General features: G+C 59.6%; 12 protein-coding genes. 10 read left to right on the forward strand and 2 right to left on the reverse strand.

What is annotated here, in order from left to right; all coding sequences use genetic code 11:
* Positions 1-100: 100 nt before the first annotated feature.
* Both iaaH and PSH81_RS12590 read left to right on the forward strand, forming a co-directional pair.
* Complete coding sequence (iaaH, locus tag PSH81_RS12585; protein ID WP_305392651.1) at positions 101-1,612, forward strand: indoleacetamide hydrolase; 1,512 nt, start codon at positions 101-103, stop codon at positions 1,610-1,612.
* A 64-nt stretch (positions 1,613-1,676) separates the two neighbouring features.
* Positions 1,677-2,978 (forward strand): carbohydrate porin, encoded by a 1,302-nt coding sequence (locus PSH81_RS12590; protein ID WP_305392652.1) that lies wholly within the window; start codon positions 1,677-1,679, stop codon positions 2,976-2,978.
* 6 nt (positions 2,979-2,984) lie between these two features.
* On the opposite strand, the gene PSH81_RS12595 is transcribed toward PSH81_RS12590, so the two are convergent.
* Positions 2,985-3,899, reverse strand: a complete 915-nt coding sequence (locus tag PSH81_RS12595; protein ID WP_305392653.1) for a LysR family transcriptional regulator — start codon at positions 3,897-3,899, stop codon at positions 2,985-2,987.
* Positions 3,900-4,016: 117 nt separating this feature from the next.
* On the opposite strand from PSH81_RS12595, the gene mdlC reads away from it, so the two are divergent.
* The 5 genes from mdlC to PSH81_RS12620 all read left to right on the forward strand — a co-directional run bounded on the left by mdlC (position 4,017) and on the right by PSH81_RS12620 (position 10,811).
* Positions 4,017-5,606: a benzoylformate decarboxylase gene (mdlC, locus tag PSH81_RS12600; RefSeq protein WP_305392654.1), complete on the forward strand. Its 1,590-nt coding sequence runs from the start codon at positions 4,017-4,019 to the stop codon at positions 5,604-5,606.
* Positions 5,607-5,671: 65 nt separating this feature from the next.
* Positions 5,672-7,000 carry an aromatic acid/H+ symport family MFS transporter gene (locus PSH81_RS12605; protein ID WP_305392655.1) on the forward strand — a complete coding sequence of 443 codons (1,329 nt, stop codon included), beginning with the start codon at positions 5,672-5,674 and terminating at the stop codon, positions 6,998-7,000.
* 64 nt (positions 7,001-7,064) lie between these two features.
* On the forward strand, positions 7,065-8,510 hold the full coding sequence (locus PSH81_RS12610; protein ID WP_305392774.1) for an aldehyde dehydrogenase family protein: 1,446 nt from the start codon (positions 7,065-7,067) through the stop codon (positions 8,508-8,510).
* A gap of 99 nt (positions 8,511-8,609) precedes the next feature.
* Positions 8,610-9,878 carry an OprD family porin gene (locus PSH81_RS12615; protein WP_370694895.1) on the forward strand — a complete coding sequence of 423 codons (1,269 nt, stop codon included), beginning with the start codon at positions 8,610-8,612 and terminating at the stop codon, positions 9,876-9,878.
* Between the two features lie 9 nt (positions 9,879-9,887).
* Positions 9,888-10,811, forward strand: a complete 924-nt coding sequence (locus PSH81_RS12620) for a ketopantoate reductase family protein (RefSeq protein ID WP_305392657.1) — start codon at positions 9,888-9,890, stop codon at positions 10,809-10,811.
* Between the two features lie 44 nt (positions 10,812-10,855).
* On the opposite strand, the gene PSH81_RS12625 is transcribed toward PSH81_RS12620, so the two are convergent.
* Entirely contained in the window at positions 10,856-11,815 is a 960-nt protein-coding gene (locus PSH81_RS12625; protein ID WP_305392658.1) for a helix-turn-helix domain-containing protein, read from the reverse strand.
* Between the two features lie 368 nt (positions 11,816-12,183).
* On the opposite strand from PSH81_RS12625, the gene PSH81_RS12630 reads away from it, so the two are divergent.
* From PSH81_RS12630 to PSH81_RS12640, 3 genes are all read left to right on the forward strand, one after another.
* On the forward strand, positions 12,184-13,188 hold the full coding sequence (locus PSH81_RS12630; protein WP_305392659.1) for a carbon-nitrogen hydrolase family protein: 1,005 nt from the start codon (positions 12,184-12,186) through the stop codon (positions 13,186-13,188).
* A 26-nt stretch (positions 13,189-13,214) separates the two neighbouring features.
* Positions 13,215-14,462, forward strand: coding sequence for an MFS transporter (locus PSH81_RS12635; protein ID WP_305392660.1), 1,248 nt, complete (start codon positions 13,215-13,217; stop codon positions 14,460-14,462).
* Positions 14,463-14,563: 101 nt separating this feature from the next.
* Positions 14,564-15,691, forward strand: coding sequence for an alpha-hydroxy-acid oxidizing protein (locus PSH81_RS12640; protein WP_305392661.1), 1,128 nt, complete (start codon positions 14,564-14,566; stop codon positions 15,689-15,691).
* Positions 15,692-15,724 lie beyond the last annotated feature (33 nt).

The following is a 15,724-nucleotide window of genomic DNA, read 5'->3' on the forward strand; positions in this document are numbered from 1 at the left end:
GGCCTCCTCATTAATGAGGATGTCTGGCGAATATTTTCTTGTGCGTAAATGAATCCATCGAAACCTGCAGTGGGTATCGACTGATTCTCAAGGAATATCCGTGAAGACCAGACTCTCCTGCGTAGCGGTTGGCCTGCTGGCCGCCAGCGTCGGCGCCTCGGCGTCCGACGTCCCCAAAGACCTGCACCTGCTGAGTGCTGTAGAGACAGCCCAGTTAATCTGCGGGAAGAAAGTCTCAAGCGAAGCCGTCGTCAGTTATTGGCTGGCACGTATTCAAGCGCACCCTGAACTTAACGCTTTCATTTCCGTCGACGCCACGCAAGCGCTCAATGAGGCACGTAATGCGGACGCGCGCCTGGCTGAGGGTGAGCCGTGCTTGCCACTCGGCGGCGTGCCGATTGCGATCAAAGACAATATTCAGGTCATCGGTTTTGCGAACACCGCAGGTACACCGGCATTAGCCGACTTTCACCCACAAACCAACGCGCCGATCATCGACAAATTGCAGGCCGCGGGTGCAATCGTAGTCGGTAAGACCAACATGCATGAACTGGCATTCGGTGCCACGGGCTACAACACCGCATTTCATCTACCGAATGTGATCGGCGTGCGCAATGCGTTCGACCTTTCACACATTGCCGGCGGCTCATCCTCGGGCAGCGCGGCGGCGCTTGGTGCGCGTTTGATTCCGATCGCCATGGGCACCGACACCGGAGGTTCAACCCGTGAGCCTTGTGCGCTGAACGGTTGCGTGGGCTTTCGGCCAACGGTCGGCCGTTACAGTGGGGTCGGCATTACGCCGATATCGACGAGCCGCGATACCGCCGGACCCATGGCCAATAGCGTTGGCGACATTGTGTTGCTCGATTCGATTTTGAGCGGTGCGTCTGCCCGACAGGCTGTTGCGCCGCAAACGATCCGCTTGGGGCTGCCGGACTTTTTTTGGGCAGGCCTCGACGCCGATGTCGCCGCGCAAGCCCAAGCGGCCGTTAAACAGCTGCGCGATGCGGGGGTTCAGATTGTATCGGTCAATATGCCTGATCTGGAGACACTGACTTCAACGGTGGCGACCCCGATTGCGATTATGGAAGCACGCAGCGCGCTGACCGACTATCTCAAGGTGCAAGACACCGGCGTCTCATTCGACGCGTTGGTCAGCAAGATTTCCAGCCCTGATGTGCAGGGAATTTTCTCCGCCATGGTAGTCCCGGGCAGGGTGCCAGGACCAGACGCAACGCTGGTGCCTGGCGCGAAGGCCTACGCAGATGCAATCAACCATGGCGTGCCGGCACTGGCAGCGCTCTATCAGAAGACCTTCAAGGATCACCGACTCGATGCGCTGTTGTTTCCGACTGTCCCGCAGGTCGCTATCAAGACCGGTCCTGACGCCAGCACCGCGCAAAACTTCGGAAGGATCATTCGCAATACTGACCCTGGCAGCAATGTGAAAATGCCTGGTCTCAGTATTCCGGTCGGCCTGGGCAAGGCCTCTGGCCTGCCAGTCGGCATGGAGATTGACGGCTTGCCCGGCACAGACGCACAACTGCTGGCCATCGGTCGCACGCTCGAAGCGATCTGGGGGCCAGGCCCGATACCCGCCATCGCCCGTTAAGCACCTTCACCACGCGCCGTGACCTTGGCGGCGCGCCTCTCAACACCCTGATCGGATTAAAACAATGAACGCGATCCCCTTCGTCGCAGGTACGGCTGCGCGCCGATTTTGTGTCACCGCCGGATTGACCTTGAGCAGCCTGACCGGTCTTGCATGGGCGGAACCTGCGCCTACTGATGAAAATCCTTTTAAAGCCCACGTACTGGTCACCGACATCATGTTGGAAAACCTCAACACCGGCCCGCGTCCGCACTCGTTCGCCAATGCCGGGGCCATTTTTACCGGGGTGGATGTGGACATGTCCAAGCTCGTGGGCTGGACCGGCGGCACGTTCCAGTTCGAGTACACCTTCTTCCCCTGGTTGCGCAATGAAGGTCAGCCCACCGCTGGCGCCTGGCAAGGGGCGGTTGGCAGTGGACTTGGCGGTGCGCCGATGCACAACGACATCGACAAGGGCTACCTGTCGCGGTTTCAGTACCGCCAGATGTTGTTGGACAATCACCTCGAAGTCGATGTGGGTCGCAGCAACGCCAAGCAGCATTTCTACATGATGAACTGCGCCAACTGGGTGACCTGTAACGACCCCATCATCGAAAACACCACCGGCATCTTGCCCTATCCCTATGGCAGCTGGGGCGGCTACACGCGTTACAGCTTCGACAACGGCCGGTACGTGCATGCGGGGGCTTTCGAGTCCAACCCGACCCATTACATCAAGCGCACCAAAGGCTGGGACTGGGACCCCGGCGACGCAAGCGGCATCACCTGGCTGGCGGGCGTCGGCGCACAAAAAAGCTTTGCCCAGGCGCCACTGGCCTATCACTACGAACTCAATGGGTTTTACAACAGCGCCGAACAGGTCGACGTGTTGGACGGCTCGACGCGACGCGGCAGCAGCGGTGTGATCATGCGTTTTATGCAGACGCTCAGCCGTGAAGGCAACTCGCCGACAGGCGCGCCGGATAACGCTTGGCAAGTATTCGGTGCTTGGACCTGGAGTGCCGACGACTTGCAGCCGTTCGAGCACTTCGTGGAAGCCGGTGTTACGCGGGTCGGGCCATTCGGGCGACCGCAGGATTCGGTAAGCCTCAAGGCGAGCTACCTGCGTTTGGGCGCCAAGCAGGTGCAATACCAGCACGACCAACGCTTGCTGGCCACGGGCACGGATCAAGGCATGTCGAGAGGGGAGTCGCGGGTCGAGCTCAACATGGTCTGGCAGGCTACGTCGTATCTGGGGTTCCAACCCAGCGTGCAGTACATCTTCAACCCGAGCAACTTCTATAACCCGCAGGCTGAGATCAGCAGTAACGGTGCCGTGGTGGGGTTGCAGGTGTTCTATGACCTGGGTTCACGGCTAGGCCTCTGATGCCTTTCAGGCCATGTGGGGTTCTCCCAGCGTGGCCTGGATTTGCTCGAAGAACCAACGCAACCCTGTTGATTGAACACTCCTTGAGTGCCAGTACAACGTGACCTCAAACGGGGGAACGTCAAACGGCAGCTCAAGGATTTTCAGCGGCTTGCCCAGCGGCATCTCGCAAAAACTCTCGGCTATCTGCGAGGGCAATATCACTAGCAATTCAGTCCCCGGTATCACCTTGGGCAGCACTGAAAAGTGCGGCAGCCTCAGCTTGATGCGGCGCTTTACCCCGAGCTGTTGCAGCACATCCTCAGCCATGCCATGCCCGGATGTGCGGGTGACCAGCACATGGGGTTCGGCGAGAAACTGCTCCATGCTCAGTTCGGCATGAATGCGCGGGTGGGCTTCATCCAGCAGGCAGACATAGCGTTCACTCAGCCGTTTTTTGAATGCCAGGCCATTGCCAGTGATGGTGCGGCTACAGATGGCAGCATCGATATGCCCGTCGTTCAGCCAGGTGCCCACCTGGTCGATTTCCAGGGGGACGATTTCCAGTTCGATATTCGGTGCCAGCGCATTGAGGCGCTCCATCAATCGAGGCAGTAACGCCATCTCACCCAGGTCAGACAGTGCCAGCCGAAATTGCCGCGTCGAATGGCTCGGCTCGAACTTTCGGGCTTCGGCCACCGACGCCTCAATGCATTGCGCAGCTTGCTTGAACCCGACGTACAACTGCGCTGCAAGCCTTGTGGGCTGCATGCCCTGACTATTGCGCACGAACAACGGATCGTCGAATTGCTCACGTAGTTTGCCCAAGCCGTAGCTGATGGACGGCTGCGTGACGAACAGTCGCTCAGCCGTCACCGTCAGGCTTTGGGTCTCGTACAGGGTGACAAAGGTGGTGATGAGGTTTAGGTCGAATTGGGCCATGGGCGCACCTGCATTACAATAAATGGTGTCTATGTTGAGCACCAAAAGAATTGATTTGATCGATTTTAATCGAATTTTTACAGTAGGGGTATTCGGACACACTTGGAATATCACCCCATGAAAACAATCCACTCTGCCGCCTATGGGCTGCTGCGTCGGCACGGCATGACCACCATTTTCGGCAACCCTGGTTCCAACGAACTGCCTTTTCTGAAGGATTTCCCGGAGGACTTCCAGTACGTCCTCGGCCTGCACGAAGGTGCCGTGGTGGGCATGGCGGATGGTTACGCGCTGGCGAGTGGCAAGCCTGCGTTCGTCAACCTTCACGCTGCGGCAGGCACGGGCAATGGTATGGGCGCGCTGACCAACTCTTGGTATTCCCACAGTCCGCTGGTGATCACCGCCGGTCAACAGGTGCGTTCGATGATCGGCGTCGAGGCGATGCTGGCCAACGTGGATGCGCCCCAACTGCCCAAGCCCCTGGTCAAATGGAGCTATGAACCGGCCACCGCACAAGACGTGCCGCGCGCGCTGAGCCAGGCGATCCATACCGCAAACACTTCGCCCAAAGCGCCGGTGTATCTGTCGATCCCCTACGACGACTGGGCAGAGCCTGCGCCATTGGGGGTGGAGCATCTGCTTGAGCGCGAGGTGCAGACCGCCGGTACGCCGGATGCGCGCCAGCTGGCCGCGCTGATCAAGCAATTGAACACGGCGAAAAATCCCGTGTTGGTCCTTGGCCCAGACGTCGATGCGACTCGCGCTAACGTGCATGCTGTGGCTCTGGCAGACAAACTGAAGCTACCGGTGTGGGTCGCGCCGTCTGCGTCGCGTTGCCCATTCCCGACGCGTCACCCCAGCTTTCGCGGTGTGTTGCCCGCAGCCATTGCGGGCATCAGCAAGACACTCGACGGCCACGACCTGATCGTCGTTGTCGGGGCTCCCGTGTTCCGTTACCACCAGTTTGCGCCGGGTGAGTACCTGCCTGCCGGCGCTCGCCTGCTGCACCTCACCTCCGACCCCCAGGAAGCCGCGCGCGCACCCATGGGTGATGCACTGATCGGCGATATCGCCGAGACCCTGCGCTTGCTGGCAGACGGTGTTGCAGACCAGACCAAGGCGTATCCGGCGGCGCTCCCGGCTTTGCCGACGATGCAAGATGAGCCACACCATTTGCGCCCCGAAACCCTGTTCGATGTGCTCGACGCCGTCGCGCCGGCCGACACCATCTACGTCAAGGAATCCACCTCCACCACCAGTGCATTCTGGCAGCGGATGAATATGCGTCACCCAGGCAGCTATTACTTTCCGGCAGCTGGCGGGTTGGGCTTTGGATTGCCGGCCGCAGTCGGCGTGCAGATGGCGCAGCCCGATCGGCGTGTAGTCGCGCTGATTGGTGACGGTTCCGCCAACTACGGCATCACCGCACTCTGGACGGCTGCGCAGTACCACGTCCCGGTGGTGTTCATCATTCTCAAAAACGGTACCTACGGCGCGCTGCGCTGGTTTGCCGGCGTACTGAAGGTCGAGGACGCCCCTGGGCTGGACGTGCCTGGCCTGGATTTTTGCGCGATTGCCAAAGGCTACGGCGTCAAGGCGGTCCACACCGACACCCGCGCCAGCTTCGAGGCTGCCCTTAGAGCCGCGCTGGACTCCACCGAGCCCACCGTTATTGAAGTGCCCACCGTGACCATCCAACCGCATTGACACGATTTCGGGGCTGTTTAGCGCCCCGTTGCAACGCCCCTATAACAAAAACAAGAGACGTGATCATGATTCGAAAAAATGCGTTAGAGATTGTCGGTTCAGCGCCTTTGGGCAAGTTTCACTACGGTCTTTTATTCTGGTGCTCGTTGATCATGCTGTTTGATGGCTACGACCTGGTGATCTACGGCTCCGTGGTGCCGCGTTTGATGGAGCAGTGGTCGATTCCTCCGGTGCAGGCCGGTTGGATGGGCAGCGCCGCGTTGTTTGGCATGATGTTTGGTGCCGTGGTGATCGGTCCGTTGGCCGACCGTGTCGGGCGTCGCAAAATCATTCTTGGCGCCATTGTCTTTGCGAGTACCAGTGCGCTGGTGAACGCTTTCGCCTGGGATGTACCGAGTTTCACCGTGCTGCGGTTTTTGACCGGGGTCGGGCTGGGCGGCGCGATTCCCAATATCGTCGCCCTGATGAGCGACCTGTCGCCCACCACGCGCCGCAGTACCCTCACCACCATCATGCTCAGCTTCTATTCCATCGGCGCGATGATTTCGGCGTTGGTTGCCATGCTGATCATCCCCAAATTTGGCTGGGAGGCCACCTTCCTGATTGGCGGCTTGCCGCTGCTGTGCCTGCCGTGGATGTATCGCTACCTGCCTGAGTCGATGCCTTACTTGCTGGCTAAGGACAAGGCTGCCGCCAGTGTGCTGCTCAAGCGCATTGTGCCGAGTGTCGACAGCGCCGCCGTAAGTTTTGAAACGCCGGTAACCACCTCGTCGTCCCCCCCTCTGTCACGCCTGTTCACCGAGGGCCGCGCTGTAGGTACCGTGTTTCTATGGCTGGGCTTTGGCATGTGTTTGCTGATGGTGTATGGCCTCAACACCTGGCTGCCAAAAATCATGGTCGCCGGCGGCTACCCGCTGGGCTCCAGCCTGATGTTCCTGGTGACGCTCAATATTGGCGCAACCGCCGGGGCGTTGGGCGGTGGTTGGTTGGCGGACCGTTGGGGCTGCAAGCCCACGCTGATCCTGTTTTTCGCATTGGCCGTGGTGTCGCTGTGCACCCTTGGCATCAAGCCGGGGCCAGTGTTGCTCAATGTCATGTTGTTGATTGCCGGCGCGACCACCATTGGCACACTGGCGGTGATCCATGCGTTTGCCGCGCAGCAATACCCCAGTGAAATCCGCTCGACTGCGGTCAGTTGGTGCTCTGCGATTGGGCGCTTTGGTGGCGTCGCTGGCCCTGCGCTGGGCGGCCTCATGCTCAGCATGAACCTGCCCCTGCAACTGAATTTCATCTGCTGCGCCATCCCGGGGCTGATTGCGATTATCGCGATTGCCATGGTCAGGTCTCGTGCTCGCCGTTTGAACCAAACGGCAACCCAGCCTGCCCATTCCTGAATTCAAGCAACACTGTTTAAGGAAATATCACGTGAGTCAGAGCAACCGTAGCCCTTATCCGAATATGCATCTGCTGCCGATTGGCGGTGAGTGGCGCCAGGGCAGCGCCGGCAGTGTTTTGAATGTTACCGACCCTTACACGGGCGAAACCCTTTTGGACATTGTCCAGGCCGATCGCAATGATCTGGATCAGGCCTATGTGGCGGCTGAAAACGCCCAGGCGGCATGGGCGGCGCTGGGCCCCAACCAGCGTGCCGCGATCTTGCTCAAGGCCGTGCAGATATTCGACGAGCGCCGCGAAGAGATCATCGGCTGGATCATTCGCGAGTCCGGCAGTACCCGCATCAAGGCCCAGATCGAATGGGGCGCCGCGCGCGGCATAACCCAGGAGTCCGCGTCGTTTCCGTCCCGCGTGCACGGGCGAATCCTGCCGTCCAACGTGCCCGGCAAGGAAAACCGCGTCTACCGCGAGCCGCTGGGCGTAGTGGGGGTTATCAGCCCGTGGAACTTCCCGTTCCATCTCACCCAACGCTCTGTTGCACCGGCGCTGGCGCTGGGCAATGCGGTGGTGATCAAGCCTGCGAGCGACACCCCTGTGACTGGCGGGTTGCTGGCCGCGCGGATTTTTGAAGAGGCGGGCGTGCCCAAGGGCGTAATCAGTGTGCTGGTCGGCGCGGGTGCGCAAATCGGTGATGCGTTTGTTGAGCATGCGGTGCCCAAATTTATTTCGTTCACCGGTTCCACGCCGGTGGGTTTGAACATTGGGCGCATCGCCAGTGGCGGCAAATATCTGAAGCACGTGGCGTTGGAGCTGGGCGGCAACAGTCCCTTTGTGGTGCTGGCAGACGCCGATCTGGATCAAGCCGTGGCCGCCGCAGTGATGGGCAAGTTCCTGCACCAGGGCCAGATCTGCATGGCGATCAACCGCATCATTGTCGAGGATGGGCTGTACGACCGTTTCGTTGAGTCGTATGCGGCCAAAGTGAAGGCCTTGAAGGTGGGCAACCCCGACGAGGCTGACACGGTGATTGGCCCGATCATCAATCGCAAGCAACTGGACGGCCTGCTGGGCAAGGTCGCGCGCGCCAAGGAGGAGGGCGCCCGCACCGTGGTTGAGGGCCAGGCCCAGGGCAATCTGTTGCCGCCCCACGTGTTTGCAGATGTCACCGCCGATATGGAAATCGCCAGGGAAGAGATCTTCGGCCCTCTCGTCGGTATCCAGCGCGCCCGCGACGAAGCGCACGCGCTGGAGTTGGCCAATGACAGTGAATACGGCCTGTCCAGCGCCGTATTCACTCAAGACCTGGAGCGCGGCGCGCGCTTTGCTCGCCAGATCAAGGCGGGCATGACCCACGTCAATGACATCCCGGTGAACGATGAAGCTCACGCGCCCTTTGGCGGGGAGAAAAACTCTGGGCTCGGGCGGTTCAACGGTGAGTGGGCGATTCAAGAGTTCACTACCGACCATTGGGTCAGCGTGCAGATGACGCCGCGCACCTACCCCTTCTGATTCGACGTTACTTCTCTAGCTAACCGCCGTCCTTTTCAGCCGAAAAGGACCGCGTTCTGTCGCCTACAACAAAAATAATAAGTTGGGTTTATGTCAAACATGATGAAGTCAAAGTGCGGTGTGGCAGCCATTGGGTGCGTGACCTTGATGCAACCGTTGTTGGTCAGTGCGGATTTTCTGGCAGACAGCAAAACCACACTGGGGCTGCGCAACGCCTACATTGATCGGGATTTCAAGCAAAGCGACGCGCCCAAGTCGCGGGTGGGTAGTTGGACCCAAGGCTTCGACCTGCGCTTTATCTCCGGCTACACCGAAGGCCCGATTCAATTCGGCCTGGACAGCAGCGCGCAATGGGCTTACCGCCTGGATGGCGGCGGCGGGCGCGGCCCGGACAGTGTTATTCCGTATGACGCGAGCCGGGGTGAGCAGGTCAAGGCCTATGGGCGCTCCAGCGCGACGGCCAAGATTCGCGTATCGAAAACCGAACTTAAGGTCGGCGAGCTGCGCCCCATGTTGCCGGTGGCGTATGTCGATGACTCGCGCCAGCTGATTACCACCTACCAGGGCGCGTTGTTGGAATCCAGGGAATGGGATGGCCTGACGCTGACCGCCGGACGCATCACCGAAATTGCCGCGCGGGAATCGTCCAGCCACGAAAAAATCTACCTGATGAATGGCGCCGATGTTAAGCGCCGCAGTGATGGCTTGAACCTGGCCGGTGCCACCTATCAGTTCACCCCTGGGCTGTCCGGCACTTACTTTTATGGGCAACTCGAAGACATCTACAAACAGCATTACCTTGGGCTCACCGACGTGCTGCCCTTGGGCAACGGCTATACGCTTAAAACCGACTTGCGGTATTACCACAACAGCGAAGATGGCGAGGCGTTGTACGGCAAGATCGACAACCAGTCCTACGGCGCGATGACCACCTTGAAGACCGGCGGTCATGGGTTTGGCGTGGGTTATCAACGCATGCTCGGTGAGTCGGCCTTCCCGCTGTTCAATGGCTATGCGCCGCAGCCTTTTTTGGTCAACTGGTCCACCCTGGGTTTCTTCAAGCCCAACGAAAGCTCCTGGCAACTGCGTTATGACTATGACTTCGCCGCCATGGGCGTGCCGGGAATGAAGGTGATGACACGCTACATGCGCGGCTCCGGCATCGACCGGGGTAGCAATGCGTTGCAGCAGAACGTCGAGAGCGAAAGCAACCTGGTGTTCAGCTATGTGGTGCAGAGCGGGCTGTTTAAAAACCTTGGGTTTGAGTGGCGCCACATTGACGTGAAGACGCGCTACGGCAGCGGCGCATTGTCGGGGGCCGATTACGCTGAAAACCGCCTGATCACCACCTATGTCTATGAGTTTTAGGAGTTAACCATGCGTATTGGGATTATCGGCGCGGGTGCCATGGGCGGCTTGTTTGGCGGGCGTCTGGCCGCTGCGGGGCACGCGGTTTCCTTTGTCGAGGTATCGTCGCAGACCATCGATGCCATCCGCGAAAATGGACTGCACATTCTCGGTGACGAAACGACAGTGAGTGTCTGGCCACAAATTGGCGTTGCTGCCCACTTCGAGGAACCTTTCGAACTGATGCTGGTGTTCACCAAGGGTTTTCACACCCAGGTCGCGATGGACAACGTGCGGCACCTGATCGCCCCGTCGACCTGGGTGCTGTCGGTGCAAAACGGGTTGGGCAATGCCGAGCTTATCGCCCAAGTGGTGAGCGCCGAGCGCATCATCGTCGGTATGACGGATTTTCCCGCCCAGCGGCGCTCGCCTGGCACGATCTACAGCCAAGGCCACGGGCACGTAAAGATCTGGAGTTATACCGGCGCGCCCAGCGATGAAATCGCGACCATTGCTCAGTCCTTCGACGAAGCCGGGCTCAATTGCGCGGCAGATGCCAACGTACAAGTCGCGATCTGGGAAAAACTGGCCTTCAATTCCGTGTTGAACTCGATTTGTTCGGTGTGCGGGCTGACGGTGGGGCAGGTAGGGCGTTCGGAAGGCGGGCCAGCGCTGGCCTCTGCGATGGCCGCAGAGGCTGTGGCCGTCGCTGCGGCCACAGGTGTATTGATCAGTAACGCCAGGATCATGGCGGCGATTGAACACGCCTTCTTGAACCACAGCGCCCATAAGCCGTCGATGCTTCAGGACATCGAGGCGGGTCGCCAGACCGAGAATGCGTTTATCGCCGGGGCCATTGTCAAGCTGGGGCGCGAGCATCAGGTGCCCACGCCCGTGACCGAAAGCCTCTATACCCTGGTGGGCATGAAGGAGGGTGTTGCAACGGCTGGTTAAGCCTTGATAGAGCCGAGAGCGCCGGGTGACGGCGCTCTTTGTTGTTAGCGAAGGCTAAGGTGCTGCTGTCTGAATTCCTTGGGCGTAAGGCCTGTCTCTCGCTTGAATGCCCGGCTGAAATGAGTGCAGTTGCTAAAGCCCCAATCAAAGCCGATGTCACCAATATTCCTACCCTTGAGCGCCGGATTTTTCAGGTCCCGCTGGCACAGTTGCAGGCGCTGGCTCCAGATCCACTGCGCCAGCGGTTGGGGCTCGTTCTCGAACACGCGATACAACGAACTGACCGACATCCTGAGTGCCTGGGCGACTTTCTCCACGTTCAGGCAGGCGTCGCCCAAATTTTGCAGGATGTAGCTTTTCACCCGTGCCAAATGGAACGCTTGAAGTTTGGACGGCTCGCATTGGTCCGCTTGTGGCAGCGACTGCAAGCCGCCGATGACCAATTCGATCAAGGCATTGGCGATAGGCTCCACTACCTGGGGCGCCATCCCGCCACCGCTGTTGGCCAATGAGTTGAGCATCCCGCCGAGCAAGATGCCAGGGCCTGATTGGGCGTGAATCGTGAGTCCACATAAGCGCTCGGGGCTGCTGAAGTGAGCGTTTAGCAGGCTTCTTGGGATACGCAGAATGTGTTTACTGAAATCGGCGGCGTAGCCCATCTGAAACGGGCGGGTGCTGTCATACAGCACAAAATCCCCGGCGTTTTGCCGCGCTTCGCGATCGCCCTGGCGGAGCAAGCCCTGGCCGGAAATCTGATAGCTGACCATGAAATAGTCGGCGTCCGACTGCCGTGCCAGCCGCTCACTGCGGATGACCGTATGGGCGCTTGCGCTCAGCGTCATCAAGTCCAGGACGCCCATGGGGGCGTGCTGTAGATCAGCGCAGAACGCGCCGGTGTCATCGGCCTCGAACTCAAGAGGCACAAACATCTCCCCAATGGTTTCGCGCCAGAATTCGACACGTTCGCCTTGGGGCATTGTTCTTGTTGTCAGTGTGCTGTGCATGAAGGTGATCCCGCGTCGGCTACTGGGCGAATAACAAGCAAATACGGTGCCTTTCCCCGGTTTTTATTCGATCTGAGAGGCAGAGGCAGGCAACTCGGGAAACTGAGTACATTTGCGCCTCGAACGGACTTATTTACCTTGCCAGGTGCGCTGCTTTGCAGGGCGTTCTTTAACGCAGCGCACCTATTGAGTGACGTATTCAGTGGCGGCGTCACCCATGGAAACAACCACGGTCCCAGCGTTTACCCGCGCAGGGTAGTAACAGGGGAAGCGCAAGCAAAACCGGCGGGACGTTCAGCACAGGCCCAATCGGCGGTTTGCTAAAAGATGCGACTACCGGCGTGCGCCTAATTTTCCCGAGGTTTTCTATGTCTTCTCCTCCTTCGTATCGCGTTGCGGTCGTGCAGGCAGCGCCTGTGTTCATGGATCGCAGCGCGACGATTGATAAGTGCATCCAGATGATGGCCGAGGCGTCCGCCAAGGGCGCGCGCTTGATCGCGTTTCCGGAAAACTTCATTCCGGGTTACCCGTGGTTTTTCTGGCTGGGCTCGCCCGCCTGGGCCATGCAGTACATGGTCAAGTACCACGAGCAAGCCTTGGTGATAGACAGCGCCGATTACCGACGCCTGGAGCAGGCCGCCGCTGAATTCAAAATCTTCGTTTCGGCAGGCTTCACGGAAAAGTCCAACGGCAGCCTCTACATGGCGCAGACCCTGATCGACGATCAAGGGCAGACACTCGCTACCCGCCGCAAGCTCAAACCCACCGTGGCTGAACGCATGGTGTTCGGTGAGGGGGATGGCAGTGATTTGCAGGTGCATGACAGCGACCTCGGCCGTGTTGGCGCGCTGTGCTGTTGGGAACATATCCAGCCGCTGACCAAATTTGCCATGTACAGCCAGCACGAACAGTTGCATGTGGCCGCCTGGCCGGGCTTTTCGCTCTACAACCAGGTGACACAAGCCATCAGCGGCGATGTGAATAACGCCGTCACCCGCACCTACGCGGTCGAAGGCCAGTGCTTTGTGTTGGCGCCCTGCGGCATGGTTTCAGACGATGTCATCGACTTGCTGTGCCAGACCGACGAGTCGCGCTCACTGCTCAAGGCCGGCGGCGGCTACGCGCGCATTTACGGGCCGGATGGCTCGCAGTTGGCTACGCCGCTGGCCACTGATGAAGAGGGGATTTTGTACGCCGATATCGACCTTGATGCCGTCACCCTGGCCAAGGTCGCGGCGGACCCGGTCGGGCATTACTCACGCAGCGACGTGACCCGGCTGCTGTTCAACAGTGAAGCACGCCGCCCGGTGGCCGATGCCGCACTGGATGACGCCGACGCGCTAGCGCTGGTCGAAGAACTCCAATCCCGCTGATCCCCCTTTACTCATGAGTGCGTGCCATGCAGCAGAAATCCAGTGGTGATACAGCGTACGAACGCAAGATGGTGTGGCTGTTGGCGGTGCTATTCGGCATCGTTGGCCTCGACCGTCTGGTGATTGTTTACCTCTTTCCAATTCTCATTCCCGAGCTGGGCCTGAGTAATACCCAGGCGGGCGCCATTGCTTCAGTCCTGGCATTGACTTGGGCGGTGTCGACCTGGGTGTTGGGCGGGGTTAGCGATCGGCACGGGCGTAAAAAAGTGCTGATCTATTCAGGCATCTTCTTTTCGGTGATGACCTGGATGACCGGCGCAGTGAAAAGCTTTACTGGCATGCTGGTAGTGCGGGGGCTGCTCGGGGTCGGTGAGGGTGGTGTGTTCAGCGCCAGCGTTGCGACGCTGGCCGAGATCTCCACGCCCAAGCGAAGGGGCTTGAATATGGGGATTCACCAGGCGTTTTTCCCGTTGCTGGGTATTGGCCTGGGGCCGATTATCGCGACACAACTGAGCCTGTATATGCCGTGGGAATGGGTGTTTTTCCTGCTGGGCATCCCGGGCATCATCCTGACGTACATGCTGGCCAAGCTGATGCGTGAGCCGAAGAAAACGGCAGTTGAGCGCAGCGCGGTGAAACCTGCGTCGGTCAGCAGTGTGCTCAAGTACCGCAATATTTGGGTTACTACGCTGATCGGTTCGTTGTTCCAGACCGGCTTGTTTGTGTTCTCGACCTTCGTTGCGCTGTACCTGACCCAGGTGGTTGGCCTGTCGCTCAGCACCACTGGTTTGATCGTGTCAGGGTGGGGGTTTGGTGGTTTTATCGGGATGATCGCAGTGCCTGCGTTGTCCGACCGCTTGGGGCGTAAGCCCGTGCTGATTGGATGTGCCACCTTGTACGGCGCGTTGATGTTGCTGTTCGCCATGAGCCACGCCGGGCCTTGGGTGATGTTCGGCATTCTGTTTGCTGCCGGGATCTTTGGCTTCGGCATCGCGCCCCTGTTTCTCGCGGTGATTCCCAGCGAATCGGTGCCTTCAAACATGACGGGCGCAGCGGTCGGTGTACCCACCGGGGTCAGTGAGTTGATCGGCGGCGTATTGATGCCGGTGATCGCTGGCGGGCTGGCAGATTTCTATGGTCTGGCGATGCCGATGTTGGTGGTTGGCGCAGTGTCGCTGGCAGCGGCGGTGGTGGGGCTGTTCCTGATTGAAACAGCGCCTGAAGTGGCAAGGCTTACTCAACCTGTCAGCACCCATACCGCCACATTTGAATAAGCCGTCTCTATTGGGATCGCCGAAAGTATCGATTTGATCCATGCAGCCCCACTCCCTAGAGTGGGGTTTTCTTTTTATGCTTAACCTGCCTTGAGGCTTGCATGAGTACAGTATTCAGCGTCGAGGGCTTTCGGGCATTGGCCCGGCGCCGCCTGCCCACTATGGTGTTCGATTATCTGGAAGGCGGCGCAGACGACGAAAAAGGCCTGAAACGTAACCGTGATGCCTTCGACCGTTGGGAGTTTACCCCTAAGCGTTTGGTGGACGTGGCCCGCCGCGACTTCACCTCCGAGGTACTCGGCGTCACTCAAGCGTTGCCCCTGATGGCGGCGCCCATGGGCTTGAGTGGTGCGTTCTGGCCCAAGGGTGACATCGCGCTGGCAAGAGCCGCGCAGAAAGCGAGCATCCCATTCATGTTGTCGACGGCGGCCAATGCCTCGATCGAGGAGGTTGCCGACGAAGCCGGCGGCGACCTCTGGTTTCAGCTGTATGTGGTGCATCCCGATCTGGCCGATCAACTGGTCGCCCGTGCCCTGGCGGCCGGGTACCGCACGCTGGTGTTGACCACCGATGTGGCGGTCAACGGCAAGCGCGAGCGTGACCTGCGCAGCGGCTTTGGCCTGCCGTTCAAATACACACCCAAGGTTGTGCTGGATGGGATGCTGCATCCACGCTGGTCGCTGAGCCTGTTGGCCGGCGGCATGCCGCAGATGGCCAACTTCGCCAATCAGGACGCGAATAACGTGGCACTGCAAGCGGCGTTGTTGTCACGAAAAATGGACGCCAGTTTCGATTGGGAGTCGCTTAAGCGTTTGCGCGAACGTTGGCCCCATCGCTTGATTGTCAAAGGCATCCTCCACCCGGCCGACGCCGCACATTGCATCGCATTGGGTGCGGATGGCGTGATTTTGTCCAATCATGGCGGTCGACAATTGGATGGGAGTTGTTCGCCCATGACCACCCTGCAAGAAATCGCCACCGCGCAGCCTGGCAAGGTGCTGATTGATAGCGGCTTCCGACGTGGTTCGGATGTGGTCAAGGCCCTGGCGCTGGGCGCCGATGCCGTCTTGATCGGCCGTCCGCTGTTGTACGGTTTGGCCGCTGCGGGCGAAGAGGGCGCCAGTCAAGTGCTGGCTATCATCAGGGACGAAATGGATCGCACCCTGGCCAATATGGGCTGTGCTGCGGTGCGGGACTTGTCGGTAGATTGTCTGCAACCGGCGCAGTGACTGCCAATGGCGGGGCCGTTGCAAGCCCCGCCG

The organism is Pseudomonas sp. FP2335, from assembly GCF_030687535.1.
Classification (GTDB): Bacteria; Pseudomonadota; Gammaproteobacteria; order Pseudomonadales; family Pseudomonadaceae; genus Aquipseudomonas.